At 64.2% G+C, this 26,444-nt stretch carries 6 protein-coding genes (1 of these 6 only partly in view); all 6 read left to right on the top strand.

The window, feature by feature from the left end; translation table 11 throughout:
- Tightly spaced (each overlapping or abutting the next), the 6 genes in view from AC6H4Z_RS01425 to AC6H4Z_RS01400 form a layout consistent with a single transcriptional unit that may run on beyond the window.
- On the top strand, positions 1-1,848 hold the final stretch of the coding sequence (locus tag AC6H4Z_RS01425; protein WP_497544947.1) for an SDR family NAD(P)-dependent oxidoreductase. The gene continues 2,223 nt to the left of window position 1, outside the view; the window shows 1,848 of its 4,071 coding nt (coding positions 2,224-4,071); the start codon falls outside the window, past its left edge; it ends in the stop codon at positions 1,846-1,848.
- A complete protein-coding gene (locus AC6H4Z_RS01420; protein WP_497544946.1) occupies positions 1,845-8,291 on the top strand; it encodes an SDR family NAD(P)-dependent oxidoreductase in 6,447 nt (2,148 codons plus the stop codon). Before AC6H4Z_RS01425 ends, AC6H4Z_RS01420 begins: the two co-directional genes overlap by 4 nt.
- Entirely contained in the window at positions 8,288-11,185 is a 2,898-nt protein-coding gene (locus AC6H4Z_RS01415) for a type I polyketide synthase (protein ID WP_497544945.1), read from the top strand. The genes AC6H4Z_RS01420 and AC6H4Z_RS01415 overlap by 4 nt, the downstream gene beginning before the upstream one ends.
- Positions 11,182-18,906 (top strand): SDR family NAD(P)-dependent oxidoreductase, encoded by a 7,725-nt coding sequence (locus AC6H4Z_RS01410; protein WP_497544944.1) that lies wholly within the window; start codon positions 11,182-11,184, stop codon positions 18,904-18,906. Before AC6H4Z_RS01415 ends, AC6H4Z_RS01410 begins: the two co-directional genes overlap by 4 nt.
- The gene (locus tag AC6H4Z_RS01405; RefSeq protein ID WP_497544943.1) at positions 18,907-19,791 is read left to right on the top strand and encodes a DMT family transporter; all 885 of its coding nucleotides are present in this window, start codon (positions 18,907-18,909) and stop codon (positions 19,789-19,791) included.
- On the top strand, positions 19,788-26,444 hold the full coding sequence (locus tag AC6H4Z_RS01400) for a type I polyketide synthase (RefSeq protein WP_497544942.1): 6,657 nt from the start codon (positions 19,788-19,790) through the stop codon (positions 26,442-26,444). Before AC6H4Z_RS01405 ends, AC6H4Z_RS01400 begins: the two co-directional genes overlap by 4 nt.

Below are 26,444 nucleotides of genomic sequence, written 5' to 3'. Positions count from 1 at the left end.
GCGGTTTCGTATGCGCCGATTGGTGCGGGGACAACAGTGGTCGTCGTCGCAGACAGCAATGGCGTTGGTAGCGCAATCGAGAGCGTCGCGCGCGCGGTAGGAGCGCGCGTGACGATCGTGTCGAATCGCGCGGCCATCGATGCGGCAATTGCTGACGTACCAGCCGACGCTCGTTTGATCGTTGTCCTCGGCGATCAGCCGGCGAACGCCGCGGCAGAGCCAAGCGCCGCCGCGCGCGCGGTTGCGGCGACGGCCTCGCTCGTTGCGATCGCGCGATCGATCGTGCGCTCGCGGCGCGCGTCTGCTCCAACGGAACTCGTGGTGTTCGAGCACAATGCACAGAACATCATTCCGGGCGATCGAACCGACGTTGCGCGATCGAGCGCGCTCGGAATTCTGCGAACGATCCCGGCCGAACATCCCGAGATCTCTGCGCGGCACATCGATCTTCCGACGGGCAGCCCGTCTGCGCTCGCCGATCTCGTATTGCGCGAAATCGCTGATCGGAGCGAGGAGACGGAAGTCGCGTATCGGAACGGAGAGCGGTGGGTGACGCGCCTCGTGCAGCGGGCGCCGCGTCCGAGTGATCGCGGACATTCGTTCGGCGCCACGTCGGGTTTCTACGTGGTGACCGGTGGTCTGGGTGGTCTGGGCGTCGAGATCAGTCGGCAGATCCTGCGGTCGAGCGACGTTCCACTCCTGCTCATCGGGCGGCGTCCGATCAGCGATGACGCGACCGAGCGTCGAGCGACACTCGCATCGTTGCAGTCGCTCGGAACCGTTGAGTACGAAGCGCTCGATGTGGCGGACGGTACGGCGCTCGAAGCGGCGGTTGTTGCGGCAACTGAACGATGGGGGCGTCCGCTCGCGGGAGTCATCCACCTCGCCGGCGTATTCGAGCCGCGTCTACTCGCCGATGAAACGGCGGAGACGCTGGATCGCGCACTGCGCGCCAAGGTGCACGGTGCATGGAGCATCCACGAGTTGCTGCTGCGCCGTCCCGAAGCGGTGCTGCTCGCATTTTCGTCGGTGAACGGGCAGTTCGGCGGCTACTCGGCAGGAGCGTATGCGGCGGCGAATGCATTCGTCGATGCTCTCGTGCAGCATCACGTCCGCGAACTCGGTCGTTCTGCGTATTCGCTCGGCTGGAGTCTCTGGGATTCGATTGGCATGAGTCGCGAGTATGCGCTGCGAGATTCAGCGGCGCGGCGAGGGTATCACGCGGTGTCGCTGCAGCAGGGCATGGTGTCGCTTGCGGCTGCGACGGGTAGCGAGCCTGGGCACGTGTTGATTGGTCTCGACGCATCGAATCTCCAGGTCCGCCATTCGGTAGACAATGCCGCCATCTCGGATCGCGTAATTGCGTACGGCACGCGCGGCACGGATTCCGGTTCGGCGACGCCACCGGCGGTGCGCGATGCATTCGGCATCGCAGTTCCGTGCGAACTTCGCGAGGTTCTGGAACAGCAGTTGATGGCAGTTCGCTCAGGCGGACATGCCGCGACTACGAGCGACGACGCAGCCGATGCGCTGTTCGGCAATGATCTCGAGCGGATGATCGCCAAAGTGTGGCGCGAGACGCTGTCGACATCACGACTTGGTCCCAACGACAATTTCTTCGATGCCGGCGGCACGTCACTGCTCGTTGCCGCCACCAGCAGAAAGCTGCAAGAAGCTCTTGGGCGCGATGTACCGATGACGGACATCTACCGCTTCCCGACGCTGCGCTTGCTCGCCGCTCACTATGGCGGCAACGTCGAGGCCGACGCGATCGGGCTCGACGACAGCGAGGAGCGTGGCCGGGCGCGGCGTGCACAGCGCATGCGGCGGAGACCGCGCGAAACGTGACCAGCAATCGGCCGATCGCCGATGGCGATGACCGCGATGACGTTGCCGACATCGCGGTCATCGGCATGGCTGGACGTTTTCCTGGTTCTCGCAATCTCGCCGAGTTCTGGGCGAACGTCGCTGCCGGCGTAGAGTCGATTTCGGTACTCACCGACGCCGAACTCGCGGCTGCTGGCGTTCCCGAGTCGGTGCGTCAGGCGCCGGAGTACGTACCCGCGTCATCGCGGCTCGATGATGCCGACTGTTTCGACGCCGGCTTTTTTGGCTACAGTCCACGCGAAGCCGCATTGATGGATCCGCAGAGTCGCGTGTGTTTGGAGCTTGCCTGGCATGCGCTCGAGGACGCGGGTTACTGCTCATTCGACTACAGCGGGTCGATCGGCGTATTTGCGACGGCATCGCTCAACACGTACCTGCTGCAGAATCTCGCCGGTCAGCTCGACGCGCAGGATTTTGTGCTCGGGTTGGGCAATATCCCGATCGTACTCGGCAACGGTCCAGACTTCGTTGCGACACGACTGTCGTACAAGTTCAATCTTCGTGGACCGAGTATCGCCGTGCAGACGGCGTGTTCGAGCTCGTTGACGGCCATTCACCTCGCCCGTCAGAGTTTGCTCAACGGGGAGTGCGACATGGCGCTCGCCGGCGGCGTGTCGATCTATCTGCCGCAGGATCGTGGATACCGCTGGCAGGACGGGATGATCCTGTCATCTGATGGCCACGTTCGCGCATTCGACGCCGACGCCGATGGAATTCTGTTCGGACGCGGCGGTGGCATCGTCGTACTCAAGCCGCTCGCGCAAGCGCTCGAGGATGGCGACCGGATTCGGGCCGTCATCAAAGGCAGCGCGCTGAACAACGACGGTTCGCGAAAGGTTGGCTTTGCGGCTCCGAGTGCCACGGGCCAGTCGCGCGCGATTTCGGAAGCAATGGCCGACGCGGGCGTGCGGGCCGATTCGATTAGCTACGTCGAGGCTCACGGCACCGGCACGACGCTCGGCGATCCAATCGAGATCGCGGGGCTTACCGAAGCGTATCGCAAGCACACCAGGCGATCTGGGTACTGCGCGATCGGCACGGTGAAGACGAACATCGGGCACCTCGATGTCGCAGCGGGCGTGACGGGCTTCATCAAGACGGTTTTGATGCTCGAGAATCGTCAGCTGCCGCCGAGTCTGAACTTCCAGCGCCCGAATCCATCGATCGACTTCGCGTCGAGCCCGTTCTACGTGAACACTGCGCTGCGCGCGTGGACCACGGACGGCAATACGCCGCGACGCGCTGGCGTGAGTGCGTTTGGTATCGGTGGCACAAATGCGCACGTGATTCTCGAAGAAACGCGACCGGCGTCTCCGGCCAAGCGTGTCGAGCGTCCGATGCACGTCATGCGTGTCACAGCACGTACGCCAGAAGCATTGAGCGTACTCGCGGCGAATATCGCGGACAGCATCGGCGGCGCCGGAGCGCCAGCCATCGCTGATGCGTGCTATACGGCCAACACGGGGCGCGCTCATCATTCGCATCGTGTCGTCGTGCGCGGGAAGTCAGCCGAGGAGTTGCGCGACGCGCTCGGTGCTGCAGCGACGGATGTCGATGATTCGCGGCTCGTGCGTGGCCAGCTCGATGTCAACGATGCACCGCCAGTTGCATTTCTGTTCACCGGCCTTGGTGCGCAGATGGTCGGCATGGGTCGCTCGCTCTACGACACGCAGCCAGTGTTTCGTGAAGCGCTCGATTGTTGCGATGCGATTCTTCGTGCACATCTCGAGCGTCCGCTGCTGCGTGTGCTTTATCCGCAGGATGGCGAGAGTTCGCCGATCGACCAAGCGACGTACGGCCAGCCGGTGATGTTCGCATTTGAGTACGCGCTCTCGATGCTGTGGCGTTCGTGGGGCGTGCGTCCCGCCGCCGTGCTCGGTCACAGTCTCGGTGAATATGCTGGCGCATGTCTCTCTGGTCTGTTGCCGCTCGAGGATGCGCTCCGCCTCGTCGCGACGCGTGCGCGTCTCGCCGATACGCTGCCGCCGGGTTGCGGCATGGCAGCGGCAATGGCAAGCGAGCAGCAGGTGCGCGAAGCCATTGGCGTCGACGCCCACCTCGTATCGATCGCGTCGATCAACGGCCCCGAAAGCATCGTGATGTCCGGGCCGTCGGACGCGCTGGCTCGCGTCGGCGCGCGTCTCACCGAGCGTCGCCTTGAAGTCCGCACGCTCAACGTGACGCAGGCGTTCCATTCGGGCTGGCTTGATCCGATCCTCGACGAGTACGAGCGCGCGGTTGCGAAGACGAAGTTCGGACGCATCGAGATTCCGATTATCTCGAACGTGACCGGTGGCGTACTCACCGACGCCGACGCCCGCGATCCACGCTACTGGCGCAAGCATGCGCGCGAAGTCGTGCGTTTCGCCGACGGCGTTCGCACGCTGTACGATCGCGGCATCAGGCACTTCCTCGAGATGGGTCCGCACACGACGGCGACGGCGATGGCCGCCGGCTGCGTGTCGGATGAGAGTGCGCTCTTCCTGCCGTCGCTGCGGCGCGGCCGCGAAGACTGGGATCAGCTTTTCGAGAGCCTATCCGAGCTGTATGTGCGCGGCGTCGAGGTCGACTGGCGAGGCGTGGATGAGACGGAATCGCGTAAGCGCGTCGCGCTGCCGCTGTATCCGTTCGCCAAGACGCGCCACTGGATCGAGCCAAGTGCGCTTGCCGCCCCGCGTGCGAGCGACGACGCGCCGTCGGAACAACCGATGCTGCGACGATCGATTCAATCGCCGCTGTTCACCGAACTCGCGTTCGAGCTGCACACTGATCCGACGCAGCATTCCTTCCTTGGAGATCACCGTGTCTTTGGATCGGTGGTGTTCCCGGCCACGGGATACGTGGAGGCCGCGCTCGAGGCAGTAGAAGCTGCGACGCATCGTCGGGCCAGCGTCATCGAAGATCTCGAAATCCCGGACCCGCTGAGACAGCGCGAGTCCGGTGCGCCAACGGCGCAGGTGATCCTCACGCCGGATGGCGATGGCTTTGGATTCGAGGTTTTCTCGCAGGGCGGCGAATCTGGCGATCGCACGTGGACGCGTCATGGTGCTGGTCGCGTCCTAGCCGACGTGCCGCGACAGGGCGAACGGCTCGCGCTCGACGTCATTCGTGCGCGTTGCACTGACACGCGTACGGGTGAAGCGTTCTACAGCGGCATCGCACAACTCGGCTTCGACTACGGTCCGCTCTTCCGCGGCATTCAATCGGTGCACGTAGGCAACGGGGAAATTCTCGGCGAAATCCGTGTACCCGCCGCGCTGAACCACGACGCTTCCGGTTTCCGCTTCCATCCGGCACTGCTCGACGCATGCTTGCAGGTCGTGTTCGGGCTCGCGCCTCGCGGCCGCGCGCTGCTGCCGTTGCGACTCGGTCGTGTGGAGCTGGGCGATTGGCAGCCGCATCTGTTCGTTCACGCGTCGCTGCGACCGTCGACGGGAACGCGTGGGCTCTTGTGCGACGTTCGGATCGCGAATGAACGCGGCGAGGTAGTCGCCTCGATCGACGCGATCGCGTTGCAGGAAGCCGACGCGCAGCGGTGGACCGGCGCTGCGACGCGCGAGTGGGAACGCTGGCTTTACGAGGTTGGCTGGCGTGAGTCGTCATCGATGTCGACGAAGACAGCGAAGCCACAGCGAGTATTGATCGTAGGCGATGAAGCGGGCCTTGGCGGTGAGCTCGCCGAACGTATTCATGCCGCGGGCGGAAGTGCATCGATCGTCTCACTCACCGCGGCCACGCAGGATGGAGCGCGCGCGCTGACTCAAGCCGCTGCTTCGACGCCGTTGGATACCGTCGTGCTGTGCGGGGATTCTGCGCTGCCGGGCGCTTCGGCTGATGCGGTCGAGAGTGCAACGAGCACGCGCGCGATGCTCGCACTCGTGCAGGCGATGATTGCACATCCGGCGACCGCGTCGGCACGCCTCTGGGTCGCGACGCGCGGCGCGCAGGGCGTGGTCGCCAGCGATGATGTCCCGGGCGTTTTCGACGCGCCGGCGTGGGGGCTCGCAAACGTCGTTTCCCTCGAGCATCCGGAACTTCGGTGTTCGTGCGTCGATCTCGATGCACACGACGCAACGTCTATTGACTCGCTCTGGCGCGAAGTGTCGACCGATGGCGCTGAAGCACGCGTCGCGTTTCGTGGTGGTGCACGATACGTCGCGCGACTGATGCGCGCCGAGCGTCCGCACCAAGGGGCGCCGCGCACGGGGGTGTCGCGTCGATTGGAGGTGCCCGAGTCCGGGGCACTCGATGAACTGCAATACGTCGACGAGCCGCGCAGGCAACCCGGCCGCGGTGAAGTCGAGATTCTTGTTCGCGCGGCTGGGCTGAACTTCAAGGACGTGCTCACGGCGCTCGGTCGATATCCGGGCAACGATCGCACGCTCGGACACGAATGCGCGGGCGAAGTCGTCGCCGTTGGACCCGACGTGACGGAGTTCGTCGCTGGCGACAACGTAGTTGCGTTTGCCCCGGGAAGCTTGGCGACGCACGTGATCGCGAATGCGCACCTCGTCGCTCACAAGCCGGCGAATGTTTCGTTCGAGCAAGGTGCGACCATCGCCGGCGCCTTCCTCACCGCGCAGCACGCGCTGCTCGATCTGGCCAACATCGGTCCGACCGATCGCGTTTTGATTCATGCCGCGACGGGCGGCGTTGGTCTCGCCGCGGTGCAACTCGCACAGCGCGCCGGCGCAACAATTTTCGCTACCGCGGGCAGCGACGCCAAGCGCGCGCGCCTCACAGCGCTCGGCGTTCAGCATGTCTTCAATTCGCGAAACGCGGATTTCGCCGCGCAGATCTCGTCGCTGACGAACGGTGAAGGCGTGACGGTCGTGCTCAACTCGCTCACAGGCGAGATGCTGGAGCGTAGTGTGTCGTCACTCGCGGCGGGCGGGCGATTCGTCGAGCTCGGACTCTCGGGAACGATGTCGTCCGAATCGCGCGACCGCTTGGCGCGCGATGCGAGCTATACGAATCCGATCGTCACGCAGGAGTGCGTGGCGGATCCGGTGCGCTTTGGCGGTATGCTTCGCGACGTGGTTGGCGCGGTCGAACGCGGCGAGTTGTCTGCGTTGCCAGTTCAGTCATTCGAGGCAAACGACGTGGCGTCGGCGTTCCGCTTGATGGCGCGCGCGGGGCACATCGGGAAAGTCGTCGTCCGTCAGAATTCTCTAAATGGGCGCATGAATGTGCGGCCCGACGCGACCTACCTGATCACGGGCGGCCTGGGCGATCTTGGTCTGCTCGTTGCCGATTGGTTGGTCGAGCGAGGTGTGCGTCACGTAGCGCTCATGGCGCGTCGAGCGATCGATGACGCCGGACGCGCCGCCGTGGCGCAACTCGTCGCAAAGGGTGCGCACGTCGAAGTCATCGTTGGCGACGTCTCACGCCGCGCTGACATCGACCGGGCGCTGGCGCAGCTCGCATCAACCTGCCCGCCGATCCGCGGCATCATTCAGTCGGCGGGAATGCTCGACGACGGCGTACTCGCGCAGCAGTCGTGGGAGCGCTTCGCCCGAGTACTAGCGCCAAAGGTTGCTGGTAGCTGGCATCTACATGAGGCGCTAGCGGACACGCCGCTCGACTTCTTCATCGAATTCTCGTCGATTGCGTCGTTACTCGGCTCCAAGGGCCAGGGCAATCACGCGGCGGCGAATGCGTTCATGGATGCGCTCGCGCACCATCGTCGTGCACGCGGCCTGACGGCGCTGAGCATCAACTGGGGCGCATGGTCGAACATTGGCGCAGCTGCGCGTCGCAACATTGGCGATCGGATTGCGTCTCGCGGATGGAGTGAGATTCCGCCGGCCGCTGGTCTCGAGATTCTCGAGCATGTGTTCGAGTGGCCGCGCGCGCAGGTTGGCGTCGCGCCGACCGATTGGCAGGCGTATCGCCAGCAGTTCGCGCAGGGACAGGAACCGGCATTCCTCGCCGAGGTCATGCCGGTGCGTCGCGCGAGTGCTGACGTGCCGGATAAATCCGTGGCGGCGACGGGAATCGCAGATCGTGTTTTGCAAGCGGCACCAGGCGAACGTCGTACGATCGTTGGGCAATTCGTTCGTGACTGTGTGGCGAAGGGCCTTGGTCTCGATGCGTCGGTGGCGGTAGACGGAGATCGTCCGCTGTCGGCGCTCGGACTCGACTCGCTGCTCGCGGTCGAATTGCGCAACACGCTGAACAAGCGCCTCGGTCTTCCGCGACGACTTCCGGCAACGCTGCTGTTCGACTTTCCGTCGATCAATGCGTTGACGGAGCATCTCCTGGAAACGATCGCGCCCGCGGCGGCACCGGTTGTCATTGCACCGGCGCGAAGCGCGGAGATTACGACGGTCGTGAATGAGGCCGAGATCGCGGCCATGACCGACGAAGAAGCTGAAGCACTTTTGCTGGAGGAACTGGGTTGAGCGACACCGAACTGTCTCCGATCAAGCGGGCCCTTCTCGAACAGCGCAAGCTCAAAGCGCGCATCGAGGAATTGGAGCGCGCTCAATCTGCGCCGATCGCAGTCATCGGGGTTGGATGTCGCTTTCCTGGTGCCGCGGGTCCCGAGGCGTTCTGGGAGTTGCTGCGTAACGGCGTCGATGCGATTTCGGACATGCCGGCCGACCGGTGGAACGTGCAGACGCAGTATGACCCTGACCCCGAGGCACCGGGTAAGATTGCCACCCGTTTTGGCGGCTATCTCGACAACATCGATCAGTTCGACCCACACGCGTTCGGCATTTCACCGCGCGAAGCCGAGACGATGGATCCGCAACAGCGGCTCCTACTCGAGGTGACCTGGGAAACGCTCGAGCATTCGGGTTGGGCTGCTGATCGCCTGGCCGGATCCGCAACCGGTGTGTTCGTCGGTATTGGTACGAGCGAGTACATGCAGCGCTATGGTCAGCGCGGCGCGAGAACGGACATCGACGCGTATCTGGCCACCGGCAACGCACACAGCGTGGCCTCGGGTCGCATTTCGTATCTGCTTGGCCTTCAGGGACCGTCGATCTCGATCGATACGGCATGTTCGTCGTCGCTCGTGGCGATTCATTTGGCGTGCGAGAGCATTCGCGCCGGAAGCTGTCGAGCGGCGCTCGCCGGGGGCGTCGGCATTTTGCTCGGCGATGAGAACTACATCAGCCTGTCGAAGGCACGCATGATGGCGTTGAACGGGCGCTGCAAGACGTTCGATGCGACAGCCGACGGATTCGTCCGATCCGAGGGCTGCGGTATGGTCATGCTGAAGAGGCTCTCGGATGCGGAGGCCGACGGCGACCGCGTCCTCGCAGTGATACGTGGCAGCGCCTGCAATCAGGACGGCCGCAGCAATGGCATCACGGCGCCGAATGGACCATCGCAGCAGGCGGTGATTCGCGCCGCACTCGCCAATGCGCGCGTTGCGCCGTCGGCGGTGGGTTATGTCGAGGCGCACGGCACGGGAACGGTCCTCGGCGACCCGATCGAAGTCGATTCGCTGACGGCCGTACTTGGCAGCGGCCGTAGTGCCGACCAGCGTTTGCTGCTCGGCTCTGTAAAGACGAATCTCGGACACCTCGAAGCTGCAGCGGGAGTTGCCGGATTCATCAAGGCTGTGCTGTCGCTGAAGAATCGCGCGGTGCCGGCCAGCCTGCACTTCGCAACGCCGAATCCAATCATCGACTGGAGCTCGCACGCGTACTTGCGCGTTCCGACGGTGTTCGCCGCGTGGGAGTCAAGCACACCGCGCATCGCCGGCGTCAGTGCGTTCGGATTCAGCGGCACCAACGCGCACATCATCTTGGAAGAAGCAACAGCACCGGTTGCGACGCGAGTGGCGAACGATCGGCCAATCCACGTACTCGCCGTTTCGGCGAAGACGAAGGCGGCATTGCAGGTCGCGACGACTGCGATCGTCCGACGCCTCGACTCGGCCGATGACGATGCGCTCGCGGATATTTCTTATTCGCTGAACACCGCTCGTGCCGCGCTTCCGCATCGTGCCATCGTCGTGGGTGCGACTCGTCAGGAAATGCGCTCGCGACTGCAGAACGTAGCAAGCGGAGTTACGAACGCCTTCGGGCGAGAGAGCATCGCGCCTGAGGGTGAAGCGCCGCGTGTAATCTTCGTGTTCGGCGAACTCGATTCCGTGGCGCTCGATCGAGCGCGCATACTGTACGAAAGCTCGCCAACGTTCCGCACCGCCATCGATCGGTGCTCGGCTGCGCTCGGTGACAGTGCGTTGAGCGCGCCGGTGTTGGAGTCGAATGACACCCGCACGCGTAGCGTTGCTGTACTGCACGCGCTGTCGACGCTGTGGAAGAGTTGGGGCGTGACAGCCGACGCGGTGCTTGCTGATGGCGTTGGCGGCTATGCCGCCGCGGTCGCGGCTGGCGTGCTCGAACTCGGCGATGCGCTTCGTCTGGCGGGTGCGGGTGCGTCGGAGCCGGACGTACGATTGGGCGCGGCTCAAGTGCCGTACTATTCGACGTCCGCTGGCCGCCGCGCGACGGCAGACGAAGTAGCGTCGATCGCGCGAGGCGTGCGCGACCCGTCGACATCGCGACTCGAGGAGGTGCTCGGCTCGGCGGCGCAGGAAGGATTCAGCGCAGTCGTAGATCTCCGGGGCACGTCGTGGGAAGCACTCGTCACGTCGCTTAGCGAACTCTACAGCCAGGGTGTGTCGGTGGATTGGCGCGGCTTCGATCGAGACTACGGACGCAATCGCGTTCCCGTGCCGACGGCGTCGTGGCAGCGCGAGCGGTATTGGTTTGCCGAAATCAACGACGCGCCAAAGTCGGCGCCGGCCGCGCCGCCTCTTGCGACCGTCGCGCGCCCATTGGCGACTGCGACTCAGGCACCGGAGAAAACAGCGCCGGCAGTCCCCTTCTCCTCGCCTGGTCCAGTCTCTACGCTTCGCGACCAGCTATTGCCGCTCACGGATGGGGAGCGCAAAGACATCACGCGCCAACTCGTGCAGCGTCAGGTGGTTCGCGTGTTGCGGCTCCGTCCAGGTGCGCCGCAACCTGGCGTGACCGACCGACTCATGAGCATCGGTATGGATTCGCTCATGGCAGTCGAGCTTCAAAAAAACCTGCACAAAGAGCTCGAGAGTTCGGTTCGGCTTCCGTCGACGCTGATCTTCGACCACCCGACCATCGGCGCGATCGCCGATCTCGTGTTGAATCTGCTGGGCTTGGATGCGACTTCGGCGCCGCCCGTGCCGGCTCCAGCCGTGCCGTCAGCAAACGATGAGGCCGCCGCTGCGATCGCGGACCTCACTGACGAAGAGGTCGAAGCGCTTCTCGCAGACAAGCTGAAGGGATTTCCCCGATGAGCGAACCGACCGCCGGGCAACTGTCGCCGCTCAAGCGAGCGTTTCTCGCCATCCAGTCGCTGCAGAGCGAACTGGATTCGGCGAATCTCGCGCGGAACGAACCGATTGCCGTCATCGGCTTGAGCTGCCGCTTTCCAGGCGCGGAAAACCCAGAGAAGTATTGGGAACTCCTATCGAACGGCGTCGACGCAGTGGGTGAGCGGCCGGCGAATCGTTGGCCGAAGGAAATGCTCGAGGAGTCAGATGCGCAGGGTGAGGCGGCTAGTCGCTGGGGTGGTTTCCTGCCGTCGGCTGACACTTTCGATCCGCTGTTCTTCAGCATCGCACCGCGCGAAGCGACGGGAATGGACCCGCAACAGCGTCTGTTCCTTGAAGTCGCGTGGGAGGCACTGGAGAACGCCGGCATCGCTGCCGACAAGCTGAATGGCCATCCAACCGGCGTATTCGCTGGCGCGTGTACGAACGACTGGTCGCATCTGCAGTTGCGCGGCGGTGATCTAACCGCACTGAATGCTCATTTTGGATCAGGCGTCGCGCACAGCATCATCACCGGTCGCATCTCATATCTTCTCGGCCTCACCGGGCCGAGTGTGAGTGTCGACACGGCGTGCTCATCGTCGCTGGTCGCAATCCACCTAGCGTGTCAGGCGATCCGGTCCGGCGAATGCGAGATGGCGCTTGCTGGTGGCGTTAGTGTGATCCTGCTTCCCGACGTCGCGGTCGCCTACGGACGCGCGGGGATGGCTGCCGCCGACGGACGCTGCAAGGTATTCGACGCCTCCGCCGACGGATTCGTGCGCGGCGAAGGCGCTGGCGTCGTCGTCCTCAAGCGCCTGTCCAAGGCGATTGCCGACGGCGACACGATTCATGCGCTCATTCGCGGTTCGGCACTGAATCAGGATGGCGCAAGCAGCAGCATGACCGCGCCGAGTGGTCCGGCGCAGGAGGCCGTGATTCGTACGGCGCTTCGCACCGCGGGCGTGAGCCCAGCCGATGTCAGCTACGTCGAGGCGCACGGCACCGGAACGGTGCTTGGCGATCCGATCGAGTTGCAGGCAATCGGCGCCGCACTGGGCGCGGACCGACGTGCTGGCGACGACGTCTATGTCGGCTCGGTAAAGTCGAATATCGGGCATCTCGAAGCCTCGGCCGGCGTCGCTGGATTGATCAAGATCATTCTCTCGATGCGCCATGGCGCAATCCCGGCCAGCCTGCATTTCAAGAATCCGAATCCCATGATCCCGTGGGATCGGCTTCCGGTGCGCGTGCCGACGGCGCTCACGCCGTGGACCGCCGCGTCGGGATCGCGCGTGGCCGGTATTAGCGGATTCGGATTCTCTGGCACCAACGCACACGTCATCGTTTCCGAACCGCCTGCGCCACAGCCGAAGGCAGCGGCAGCGACGGAGCGACCGAAACACATCATCGCGCTCTCGGCACCGACGGAAACGGGACTTCGCGCTGTTGCACAGCGTCTCGCCGATCATATCCGGTCGCACCCGGATGAATCCATCGCCGACGTCGCACACACTGTGAACACGGGGCGCGCACGCTTCCGCCAGCGCGCAGCGTTCGTCGTGAGTGCCGATCCGCAGGATGCGATTGCGCGGTTGGAGTCGTTCGCCAATGGTGACGAGCAGCTCGACGTCGCTCAGGGCACGATTCAGTCGAGTGACGGACCTCGCGTGATGTTCCTGTTCTCCGGACAGGGATCGCAGTACGCAGGCATGGGCCGCCGACTCTACGACACAGAGCCGACTTTCCGACGCGCGCTCGACGAGTGCGACTCCCTGTTGCGCGCCGAGCTGCAGCCGAGCGCGCTCGATGTGCTCTTTCCTCCGGATGGCGCGAGCTCACCGCTGGACGAGACGCGTTATACGCAACCGATTCTGTTTGCGCTCGAGTACGCGCTTGCCACGATGTGGATGAGCTGGGGCGTCAAGCCGGCCGCGTTGATGGGACACAGCCTCGGCGAATTTGTCGCAGCCACTATCGCCGGCGTGTTGAAGCTCGACGACGCACTGCGATTGGTCGCGGCGCGTGGCCGACTTGGGCAGGCGCTGCCCGCGACCGGTGCAATGGCCGCCGTGCTCACGAGTGTCGACCGTGTTCGTGCGACGCTCGCTGCGCAGGGCAACATCGTGACGATTGCCGCGGTGAACGCGCCGGAGAGCAACGTCATTTCTGGGCCGCACGCTGCGCTGGACGCCGCGCTGGCGGAGTTCTCGGCGCAGGGCATCGAGGTGAAGCGACTACCAATCTCGAATGCGTTCCATTCGCCGGCTGTCGAGCCGATGATGGCGGAGTTCGAAGCGATCGCAGCATCGATGTCGTTCGGCACGCAGCGGCTTCCCGTCTATTCGAATCTGTTCGGCCGTCGCGCGGCGCCTGGCGAGATGTCGAACGGACGGTACTGGTCGGATCATCTGCGCGAGCCTGTGGAATTTGCGGACGGATTCGCGTCGGCGATCAACGACGGGTATTCGAGTTTCCTCGAGGTCGGCCCGCATACGATTTTGGTCGGCCTTGGTCGCCAGTGCTTTCCGGACAGTCAGGGACTGTGGTTGCCGACCCTGCGTCGCGGTCATGACGAATGGGATGTGCTCCTCGGCTCGTTGGCTCAGCTGTTCGTGAGTGGCGCACCGATCGATTGGGCGGCGTTCGATCGCGAGTACTCGCGACGCAGACTGGTGCTGCCCACCTATCCGTTCGAGCGTCAACGGTACTGGCTCGCGCCAAGCCGAATGCGCGTATCGAATTCGGGCGCGTCGTCGGAGTCGCATCCGCTGCTCGAGCGGCGAATCAGCTCTCCGTTCATTCAGGACGTGATTTTCGAGACGACGCTCTCTCGTTCGTCGCTGCCCTGGCTCGATGATCACCGCGTGCTCGGCGCGACGGTGTTGCCAGCGACGGCGTACCTCGAAGCTGCGTGGACTGCTGCGACAACCGTGCACGGAGCAGACGTCACTGGGCTCGAAGACGTCGACATCCACGGCGCGCTCGTGATTCCCGAGGGGGCAAATCGCTCCATGCAGCTCGCACTCGCTCCGCGCGAAGGCGACTCGGCGCGGTTCCGCGTGATGAGCGCTGACAACGCTGGCGCGAATGCCAGCGACTGGACCGCAAATACGTCGGGGCTCGTTTCGTTCAAGGTCCCTGTGTCTGCGGCGCCGCGTGCCGATATCGCGTCGATTCGAGCGCGATGCCGCACCGACATTGCACCGTCGCGGTTGTACGAGGCCGTCGCGCAGCGCGGAGTCGATGTCGGGCCACGCTTCCGAGGATTGGTCGAGTTGCACCAGGGGCCGTCCGAAGCGATAGGTCGCGTGCATCCGCCAGCGGAGACGGCGGCCGAGCAACCGCGGTATCAGTTGCATCCGGCCGTTCTGGATTCCGCATTGCACGCGGTAACGGCGGCATTGTTCAGCGAAGCGGACCTCGCGAAGCAGGGCGAAACGTACATGCCCGTCGCGATCGAAACAGTGCGCCTTCTCGCTCAGCCGAGCGGCGATCTGTGGACACACGTCACGGCGCGCCCGCGCAAACCGAACGAATCGCCGATCGCGGATGTGCGCGTTTATGACGAGCATGGAAACACCGTCGCCGAGGTGCTCGGCCTGCAGTTCCGTCGGATTGAGACGGCGACATGGGCGGATACGACGCGTGCTAGTGACGACTCGAACCTCTATACACTTGCATGGCAGCCGCTGGGCGAGCAGACGAGCGAGCCTGTCGTCGTGCCGATGTGGACCGGTCCCGCACCCGTCGAATTGACCGCCGCACTGTCTGACTCGGTCGATGCTCTGTCTGAGCAGCATCGCCTGCTGGAGCACGCGGCGCATCTTCCTGAGCTCGACGTGGTTTGCCGTGAGTTTGTCGTCGACGCGTTGCGTTCGTTGGGATGGACGCCGTCAGCGGGCGAGCGCTTCACGACTCACGCGCTCGCGGATTCGCTGCGCGTGGACGCGCGCTATCGTTTGTTGTTCGGACGGCTTCTCGAGATTCTGTCCGAGGATGGGGTTCTCGAGCGCGACGGCGATGCGTGGATCGTGCGTGCCGTTCCTTCGTTCTCGCCAACGTCTGAGCACTTCGAACAACTGAGCTCGCGCTTCGTGGACGGCGTGGGAGAATTGGGGCTGCTTGCGAACACCGGTCCTGAACTGGGAGCCTGCCTCGCTGGCCGCGCCGATCCACTCGCGCTGCTCTTTCCTGGTGGCCGGTTCGACGCGGCGAATGAACTCTATCGCCGATCGCCGCCGGCGTTGGTGCTCAATGCGCTCGCGCGACGCGCTGTCGAGCAGTTCGTTGCCGCCGCACCAGCGGGAGCACCCATTCGGGTGTTGGAGATTGGTGCTGGTACCGGCGGTACGACGTCGTTCGTTCTTCCGGCGCTCCCGGCTGATCGCACCAAATACGTCTTCACCGATCTCTCCCCGCTGTTTCTCGCGCGCGCCGAAGAAGGTTTCGCGAAGTACCCGTTCGTGGAATACCGGCTGCTCGATATCGAGCGCGATCCCGCGACGCAGGAAATGAGTGGTGAGGGCTTCGATCTCGTGATCGCGGCCAACGTGCTGCACGCAACGCGCGACCTCGGACAGACGCTCGCGCATGTGCGCAGCCTCGTCCGCCCAGGCGGATCGTTGCTGCTCCTCGAGGGCACGGGTCCATCGCGCTGGATCGACTTGACGTTCGGATTGACGGACGGCTGGTGGCGCTTTAGCGACCACTCGCTTCGCCCAAACTATCCGCTCATCGGACGGCACGCGTGGTCGAGCGTACTGGCAAACGCCGGTTTCGAACCGTCGCAAGCGCTGCCGGTCGAAGGCGGAAGCCCGGTGCTCGAATCGAATTTGCTGATTGCGACACGCGCGCCGGAAACGGCGCGTGAGAGGTGGATCGTGTTTGCCGATGAAGCAGGGGTTGGCGCAACGATCGCGGGCGGACTGGGCGAAACGGGGCGCGACGCTGTGATCGTGCGCGCTGGCTCACGCTTCGCTCAGCAGAACGGCGAGTACACGCTGCCTGTCGACGACGCAGATGCGTACCGTCGATTGTTCGACGATGTGACTGGCGGCGGCGCGACCGCCGTTGCGGGCATCGTTCATTCATGGTCGCTCGACGTGACGCCAAGCGACGACGCGTCACTCGCTGATATTCACGCCGGGTTGGATCGTGGGTGTCGTAGCGTGCTTCATCTGACACAGGCTGCCGCGACGTCTACGGGAACGACGGCCAGTCGCGTGGTCGTTGTGACGCGCGGAGCGCAGGCGGTACGCGAGGGCGACACGTCGGCGCCGGTGCACGCTACGATCTGGGGACTTGCCGGGACGGTTCGGCTGGAGCACCCCGATCTCGATTGCACATGCGTCGATCTCGATCCGCACGCATCCACGCCGGCTAGCGATCTCGTCGCGCGAATCTTGGGGCGCGGTGAGCAGCAGCTTGGCGTGCGTGATGGCGTATGGTATGTCGCGCGCGTGAACCGCCGCGACGCATCCCCTGCGTCGACTACACCGGTCAGACTGATCAACACGACGCCCGGAATGCTCGACGGACTGCAGTACGTGCCGGACGACGAGCGCGCGCCGGGCGTTGGCGAGATCGCGATTCGCGTCGACAGCTCCGCGCTGAATTTCCGGGACGTGCTCGTCGCGATGAATCTCTACCCTGGAGCGAGCGAGATCGATCGGCTGGGCGGTGAATGTGCCGGGGACGTCGTTGCGATCGGTGCGGGCGTTAGAGATCTGAAGGTCGGCGACGCCGTCGTCGCGATGTCGCCAGGCGGGCTGAGTTCGCGCGTCGTTGTTCGCGCGGACCTCGCATTGCGCCGACCAGCACGACTTACGCTCGAGGAGGCCGTTACGATGCCGAGCGTGTTCGTGACGGCGTGGCACTCGTTGTACGATCTGGCGGGGCTCAAGCGCGGGGAGCGTGTGCTGATCCACGCGGGCGCAGGCGGTGTTGGTCTCGCCGCGATTCAGTTGGCCAAGCGAGTTGGGGCCGTCGTTCTCGCGACTGCCGGCTCGCCCGAGAAGCGCGCGTATCTCACGTCGCTCGGCGTCGATCACGTCATGGATTCGCGTTCGACGAAGTACGCCCGTGAGATCGGGACGATCACCGCGGGCAAGGGGGTCGACGTCGTCCTCAATTCGCTCGCTGACGATCACATCGGGATGAGCTTGGGCGTTCTCGCCACTGGCGGGCGGTTCGTGGAGCTCGGCAAACGAGGAATCTGGACCACCGAGCAGGTACGCGCCGCTAGACCGACGGTGAAATACTTCGTCGTCGACCTTGCCGCGGTTGGTGTCGACGATCCCGAAGTCGTCGCGACGGTCTTGCGCAAAGTTGGCGCCGCGGTCGATGCAAGAGAGATCGAGCCGCTCCCGGCAACGCGCTTCGAATCGCGCGATGTCGTCTCTGCATTTCGCTACATGGCGCAGGCGAAGCACATCGGCAAACTGGTCATTCATCGCGAGCGCGCGCCGCGCACAGCGGTGATTCGTGCCGACGCGACGTATCTGGTCACCGGTGGCCTCGGTGGACTTGGTATGGCGACAGCAGCTCGATTGCTCGAACGGGGCGCTGGCCACGTCGTCCTCATGAGCCGGCGGCCGGCGGATGAAGCAGCGCGCGCCAAGATCGATTCGTGGAATGCGGATGGCGCGCGGGTGACGGTGATACTCGGCGACGTCTCACGTTCACCGGACGTTGCGCGAGCACTCGATCAGATTCGAACGACACTGCAACCCCTGCGTGGCGTCATCCACTCCGCGGGTTCTCTGCACGACGCGGTTCTCGTTGGACAGAGCTGGCAACAATTCTCGGGAACGTTCGGCGCCAAGGTAGACGGGACCTGGAATCTCCATCGGCTCACGCGCCGCACGCCACTCGATTTCTTCGTTCTGTTCTCGTCGATCTCGTCGCTGTTCGGATCACCCGGTCAAGGAAATCACGCCGCGGCAAACGCGTTCATGGACGGCCTCGCACACTATCGGCGTGCGCGCGGCGAAGAAGCCTCGAGCATCAACTGGGGCGCGTGGGCCGAGACCGGATCGGCGATGGTTCGCGATGTGACGGCGCGAATCGGCGCACAGGGCATGGGCGCGATCGCGACATCCGAGGGCATCGATACGCTCGAGCAACTCCTGCGCGAAGACCCGGTGCAAGTCGTGTCTGTACCGGCGGATTGGAATACGTTTGCGCAGAAGTTTGGTGGTGGTCGGCTGCGATCGACGTTGCTTCGCAGTCTCGTGGCGGTGGAGCGGCCGGTTGTCGCACGATCGGCTCCCGTCGAGAAAGCGACGCGCGCCGCCGAACCGCCGATTCGTGATGCGTCACCGGCAACTCGCTGGAACATACTCTTGCAACGAATGAAGAGTTTGGCCGCGCGGGTGCTCGGATTGGAAAAGGAGTCACTCGTCGACGTCAACCGCCCACTTCAGGAGCTCGGTCTCGATTCGCTGATGGCGGTTGAGCTGCGCAACAGAATGAAGGCCGAGCTCGGACTCGAGCGCGCGGTGGCGGCGACAATCGTCTTCGACCATCCGACGGTGCAGGCGCTCACCGACTACGTGGGCAGGACGCTGTTCGAGTGGGAGAGTCGCGAGGCGCCGGCCCGTCCTGCGGTCGCGAGCGGTGGCTTTGACCTCCTCGACCAACTCGAGAACCTCTCGTCGGCCGAAGCAGAAGAGCTTCTGTTGAACAAGATGAGAGGGCGATAGATGCCGGTTCGCAATCGCGCCCTGATCGGCATGGCGTTCGCCACCGCAGCGGCACTGCTGTGGGCGATCACGATCGCGACGAGTCTTCTACTTCCGCCGACTTTTCCGACGACGGAAATCCTCGTGGGCCGCTATGGCGTGCAGCTCGCGCTACTGCTGGTCTTCGTGCTGCCGTTTCGAGGCCGCGCGATGGTTGCGACGTCGCAGCCCCGGCTCCAGGCCGTGCGCGGCCTGATGATGTTGCTGATGCCAATCGCGTTCACGGTCGCGGTGGCGCGCCTTGGGTCGTCTGACGCGTGGGCCGCGCTATGGATCGCACCAGTGTTCGGCGTGATCATAGGCCAGTATCTCATTGGCGATGCTCCGGAGCTCGCGACGCTCTGCGTCTCGGTCGCAGCGACCGTCGGTGCAATGATCCTGCACGCTCCGACGTTGAAAGTCTCGATCACGGGGTTCGCCGCCGTGATCGTGGCAGCCGCCGCATTCGGGGCATTTCTTGCGCTGACGCGCATGCTACGGAACGACCATGCAACGACAGGCCTGTTCTGGACGGCCGCGTGCGTATGCATCCCGGCGTCTTTCTTCTTGCCGCACGTTTGGCAGCCTGTAACGATGCGGATTGCCGCGGGACTCGTCATGATGGGCACCCTGTGGCTCGCCGTTCTCTTCTGCATCGACGAAGCACTGCGTCGAACCCCTCTCGTTTTGATCGCGCCATTCTTGCTGACGGAAATCCTTTGGGTTCGGCTGCTCTTCCGCGCACCGTGGACAATGCCGGCAGCCGCGGGCGCTTTCATCGTGCTCGGGTGTGCTGGGTGGTGTGTTCGATCTGCCCTCGCGTCGAATGATTCGACCGTCATCGTCTCGCAGCAGGTGATGGGATGACGACCGCCGACGAACGGAGTGCCTTCCTCGATCGCCTGTCGCAGCTGTCGCCAACGAAGCTGGCGCTGCTCGCTCTCGACCTGCGCGAAAAACTCGAGATGGCAAAGTCGCCGCAGCGAGCGCCGATTGCGATCATTGGCATGAGCTGTCGCGCGCCCGGCGGAGTCACGAATCCCGAGGCGCTCTGGGAACTGCTCAAGAACGGGACGGACGCCATCGAGGAGGTTCCGCGCGATCGCTGGGACATCGATAGCCTTTACGATCCCGATCCCAACGCGCCAGGCAAGATGGCAAGCCGTTGGGGTGGATTCGTCGGCGACGTCTCGGCATTCGATCCACAGTTCTTTGGCATCGCACCGCGCGAGGCCGCGAGCCTCGATCCTCAGCAGCGGCTATTGCTCGAGGTCACCTGGGAAGCGCTCGAAGCAGCTGGACGCGCTCCAGATTCGTTGCATGGCACGCGCGCAGGCGTGTTCGTCGGCGTCTCGGGATCCGACTATCTACAGTTGCTCATGCGCGGTGACGCGCGCGAGCTCGACGTCTATATCGCGACCGGCGTTGCCCACAGCGTTGCGTCGGGCCGGTTGGCGTACCTCCTCGGCCTGAACGGTCCAGCCGTTTCCGTGGATACGGCGTGTTCGTCGTCGCTCGTCTCGGTTCATCTGGCCTGTCAGAGTTTACTCACGGGCGAGTGCGACATGGCGATCGCCGGCGGCGTGAACGTGATCCTCGTTCCTGAAGTGACGATCGCCATGTCGCGTTCGGGAATGATGGCTGCAGATGGACGCTGCAAGGCGTTCGATGCGCGAGCCGACGGCTTCGTCCGGTCGGAAGGCTGTGGAATGGTTGTCCTCAAGCGACTCGACGACGCACTGCGCGACGGTGATCGCGTGATCTCGGTCATTCTCGGATCGGCGACAAACCAGGACGGTCGCAGTAACGGCCTCACGGCACCGAACGGACCAGCACAGCGCGCAGTGATTCGCGCCGCGCTGGATAGTGCGCGGATTGCCCCTGCTGACGTAGGGATTGTCGAAGCACACGGCACCGGAACCTCCCTCGGCGATCCGATTGAGGTTGCGGCACTCGGCGCAGAACTGGGTGTTGGGCGCGACCCTCAGCGTCCCCTGCTCATCGGCGGAGCAAAGGCGAATCTCGGACATCTCGAGTCCGCGGCGGGAATCATTGGCCTGATCAAGACGGCCATGATGGTTCGTGACGGGCAGATTCCGCCGCAAATTCACTTCGAGACACCCAATCCGTTCATCGATTGGGAGAACCTTCCGGTTGCGATACCCACTGCGCTGTCGGCATGGCCGCACGGCTACGCGCGGAGAATCGCCGGAGTCAGCTCGTTCGGCCTGAGTGGAACGAATGCGCACATCGTCATGGCTGAACCTCCGGCCGCGACGCGCGCGACGCCGCCAGATCATCGAGCACAGGTTTTGTGTCTCTCGTCGGATGATGCGGAAACGCTCGACACCCTCGCCGCGCGTTACGCAGATCTGCTCGAGCGTGGCGATGCATCGCTGACCGACGTCGCGTACACGGCTGCCGTCGGTCGCGCACATCGAGCACATCGGCTATCCGTCATCGGAGAGTCGAACGCCGCTGTTGCGCAGCTCCTGCGCCCGCCGCGCAGCGACGATTCACGCGTCGTGCGCGGAAGCATCGACACGGGGTCGAGTCCTAAGATCGCATTTCTATTCACAGGACAGGGTGCGCAGTACGCGACGATGGGTCGCAAGGCGTACGACGAGTATCCGGTGTTCCGCGAGCAGATCGATCGCTGCGACGCGATCGTCACTCCGATGATTGGACGGTCGTTGACCGATCTGCTCTTCTCGGACAAGAACGGACGCGATCTTGAGCATCCACCGTGGGGTCAGCCCGCGTTGTTTGCATTCGAGTACTCATTGGCGTGCCTCTGGCGCTCGTGGGGTGTCGAGCCCGACGTGATGGTCGGGCACAGTCTCGGCGAATTCGTCGCCGCATGTCTCGCGGGCGTACTCTCGCTCGAGGAGAGCCTTGCGCTCGTGCACGAGCGAGGACGGCTCTCGACGCGTCTGCCTGAGACTGGCGCGATGATCGCGATCGGTGTTGATGCAGACGCGGTGCGTCCGATCATTGCTACCGTCGCCGACCGTGTGAGCATCGCGGCGATCAACGGCCCGCAGAATACGGTCATCTCCGGCGACGCCGAGACGGTCCGCGCGATTGCGCGCGATTTCTCCGAACGCGGGCATCGAACGCACGAGTTGCCAATCTCCCGCGCGTTCCACTCGACGCACGTCGATCCCATCCTCGACGAATTCGAACAGTTCGCATCGCGGCTGACGTATTCGCCAGCGACGCATCAGGTCATCTCTAACGTGACCGGTGACGTCGTTTCGAGCGAACTTGGCACGCCAGGATATTGGCGGCGCCACCTCCGTCAGGCGGTGCAGTTCGCGAAAGGAATGGAGACGCTGCGCACACTCGACTGCACGATCTTCATCGAGATGGGTCCGCATCCCGTGCTGTCGGTGCTCGGGCAGCACTGCATGCCCGACGGGACGGGACTGTGGCTGTCGACCATGCACCGCGACCGCGATGAGCGCGCCGTGCAACTCGAGACCCTTTCGAAGCTCTACGTCAGCGGGGTGTCGGTGGATTGGGACGCGTGGTATGCGAAGAGCGGCGCGCGTCGAGTGGTGGCGCCCACGTATCCGTTCAAGCGCTCACGGCATTGGGTCCGCGGAGACGCACGGTCTGTTTCGGCAACGCAGGCACGGCGCAGCGATGATGGCTACGTGTTTCCAGGTGCGCGACTCGATCTCGCGTCGCGCGACGTCGTTTTCGAGACGTCCCTGAATACGGCCGACCTTCCGTTCCTCCGGGATCATCGCGTGTACGATGCGCTCGTCGTCCCGGCTCCGATGATGATCGAGATGGGTCGTGCCGCCGCGACAGCGGTGCTGGGAGAGGCGCGCGCCGTAGCAGTTCATGATTTTGTCGTCATGCAGCCTCTCGTCCTCACCGAAGGATCGAGCGCGCGCTTGCAGGCCTTGGTCACGCCGCTCCCCGACGGGGCGAGCGCGACGTTTGAGATCGCGAGCATGGGCAGCGCAGGTGACGCAACACGACATGCGACCGGTACACTCTCGCGCGCAGAATCGCTCGGCCGTAGTGGTGAGAGCGTCGACGCCGTGCGGTCCCGACTCGGCGCGGCAATCGAGGGCCTGGAGTATTATCGCGGCCTTCGAGATCACGGCGTCGATTTCGGAGCGGGGTTTCGCGGTATTCAGCAGGTATGGCGTGGGAGCGCAGAGGCGCTTGCCGTCGTGCAGCTTCCAGAAGCCCTGGCCACGGTCGCTCGGAACAGCCCGCTACATCCAGTGTTGCTCGACGCTTTGCTGCAGACGCTCGGCGCCGCGCTGACCGGCGAGGCCGGAGACCATGAGTCCGGGATGTATCTCATGGTCGGTTTCGATCGGTGCACGCTTCCCGCGTCCGTCGTGAGCCGCGGCTGGTGCCACGCGACGCTTCGCGCCGGCGCGGCCCCGGGCGCACGAGAAATCGTCGGCGACATTCGACTGATCGACGACGCCGGTGTCGAACTCGTGCGCGTCGACGGACTTCGTCTTCGCCGCGCGCCGCGAACCGCGCTGCTCGGCGCGCGCGCCGATGCGTCACGTTCGCTGTATGAGATCGAGTGGGTTCCGTGCGCGAACGACGGGTCGCATGAGAAATCGGCAAACCTTCGCACTGCGGTCGACGTTGCGCGTGATGCCGGAGCCGGCGTCGACGCGGTCGCCACACAGCACGGTCTCGACGAATACACGACGCTCGTTGGCGAATTGGAGCAGTTGAGTATTCAGTACGTAGTACGCGCGTTCCTCGATCTCGGGCTCTCGCTTGAAGCGGGCAGGCGCGTGGCCCCCGCTGACCTGTTCCAGCGTGGCGTACTCCCGAAGTACACACGCTTGACGGCACGACTATTCGAGATGCTCGTCGAAGCGGGGGTTCTCGCTCATCGGCCAGACGCCGCGTACGTCGTCATCGCGACGCCGACGCTCGATGACTTGGACGATCGCGTTCGTCGTACGCGGGAACAGTTCCCCGCCTTCCAGGGCGAGATCGATCTCCTCGATCCATGTGGTCGACAGCTCGGCGCCGTACTGCGCGGCGAGAGCGATCCACTCCAAATCCTGTTTCCCGGCGGCTCCATGGCTCGCGTCGAGAAACTCACGCAATCGTCGCCGGCCGCCCAGGCATTCAATAGCCTGGCGGCCCGGGCCGTTCGCGCCGCGGTTGCGGACGTACCGACGACGAACCGATTGAGAGTTCTCGAATTTGGCGCCGGCACCGGCGGTACGACGGTATCGATTCTCGACGCGCTGCAAGGTCGCGCGGCGGACTACTGCTTCACCGATGTCTCGCCACTTTTCCTCGCTCGCGCCGCCGAAAAATTCGGCGATCGGCAAATCGAATACGAACGACTCGACGTCGAGAATCCGAGCACGTCACGCCTCAGCGGTCGGCAGTTCGATCTCGTCATCGGTGCCAACGTCATTCACGCGACCGCCGATCTGCGCGTCAGCCTCGAGAACATCAAGACATTGATGGCGCCGGGCGCCCTTCTGGTCTTGCTCGAAGGCGTGATGAAGCAACGATGGGTCGACCTCACGTTTGGCCTCACCGAGGGTTGGTGGAGGTTTCACGACGATCAGCGCGGTGACCACCCGCTGTTGTCGCGCGACAAGTGGTCCTCGCTGTTGCGCGACTCGGGGTTTGCGGACTCCGCGCTCGTGCCAGCGGCAGAGGACGCCGTCGGCGCACTCGCACGACAGGCAGTCATCGTTGCTCGTACCGTCGCGGCAACACCGGCCGCCGGCGCCGACTCCCGTCGATACTCGGTGATCGGCGACGATGTCGCCGGACGCGACGAGCTCGTGGAAGTACTCCGCGCGCGTGGCGGCATGGCAACGCCCATCGAGACCCACGATCTCAAACATGTGCTGCGCGACCGACCCACGCACGTCGTGTACCTCGCGCCGTCGCCATCGGCCGTTGCAGAGACGGCGGACGACTACACGGCTTCGGTCGAGCGGGCCACGCGGCCACTGCTCGATCTGATCCAGGCGATGGTCGAGACGTCGTCGGGAGCGTCTGCGAAGCTCTGGATTGTGACGAGAGGCGCGCAGCCCGGCTGCCATGGTCGCGCTGACGATGACCTCACCAGTGCACCACTCTGGGGACTTGGCCGCACGATTGCGACTGAACACCCTGAATACTGGGGCGGTCTCATCGACATCGACGCACGCGATCCAAGAACAGCGGCGATTGCGGTTGCGAATGCGCTCGACGTGCGAGACGAAGATGAGCTCTGCGTGCGCGACGGACGTGTGCTCACCAGTCGGTTGCGACGATGCAAACTTCCTGCAGGCTCGTCGATGCCTGCAGTGTCTCGCGACGGAACATACCTCGTCACCGGCGGACTTCGCGGACTGGGTCTACAGGTCGCGCAATGGCTCGTCGAGAACGGAGCCGGTCACGTCGTTCTGGTCGCGCGTCGTGAGGTGGACGACGTTGCGACCGATGCGATCGCACAGATGCGCGCCGCTGGCGCCGCGGTGACCATTCGCAATCTCGACATAGGTGATGAACCGTCGGTCAAACGGCTCGTCGATGAACTCCGCGCTGTCCAGCCGCCGCTTCGCGGCGTCATGCACATCGCCGGAATCTTCGATGACAGAACGCTCATTCGTCAGGATTGGGATCGGTTCGAGCGCGTTCTTTCGCCAAAGGTTCGCGGCGGATGGCTGCTCGACCGGCTGACCTCGGACATCGATCTGGACTTCTTCGTGCTCTTTGCCTCTGGCGCGTCGTTCCTGGCGCCGGTGGGCTTGGCGAATTACGCAGCGGCGAATGCATTCATCGACGCGCTCGCCCATCGTAGAAAGCGCGGCGGTCGCCCAGCTGTGTCAATCGATTGGGGTCCGTGGGCGAAGCTCGGCATGGCCGACGCGGTCGGTGAGCAGCGCGAGCAACAGTGGAGCAGCGGTGGCTTTTCGCAGATGTCGGCTGCCGAAGCGCTCGCGCTGCTCGGTCGAGTAATGAACGGTGCACCGGCGCAGGTTGCTGCGTTCGACGTGGAGTGGGATCGGTACCTCGCGTCGCTCGGTCGCCGAGTTCCGTTGTACGCCAATTTCGCCATCGAGTCAAAATCGAGCGATCGCGAAACGATGATGGCCGTGCACGGCCCCGATCTTCCGCGGATGTTGAAAGACACCGCACCCGAGGACAGGTGGGACCTTCTGGTCTCTGTCGTCGATCGTGAAGTGCGACACGTGCTCGGCTTCCAGAACGGCGATGCACTCGACCCACAACGTGGCCTGTTCGACATTGGCCTTGATTCGCTTACTGCGGTGGAGCTAAAGAACCGATTGCAACGTGTGCTCGGCCAGACCGTGCCGGCTACTGTGGTGTTCGATCACTCATCGGTCGCCGCGCTGGCGCGGTATGTCGCGAAGCGCCTCGACGTATCAGTCTCTGCTCCCGTCTCCGCGCCTGTGCAAGTGCCGGCCACCGAACAGCCGAACGCCTTCGCGTCACTGTCGACGGACGAATTGGCGGCGAAGCTCTCGGCAAGACTTCGCGGGGCTCGGTGA

It is taken from the genome of Leucogemmata humicola, from assembly GCF_055379415.1.
This window is presented reverse-complemented; position numbering and strand designations above follow the sequence as displayed.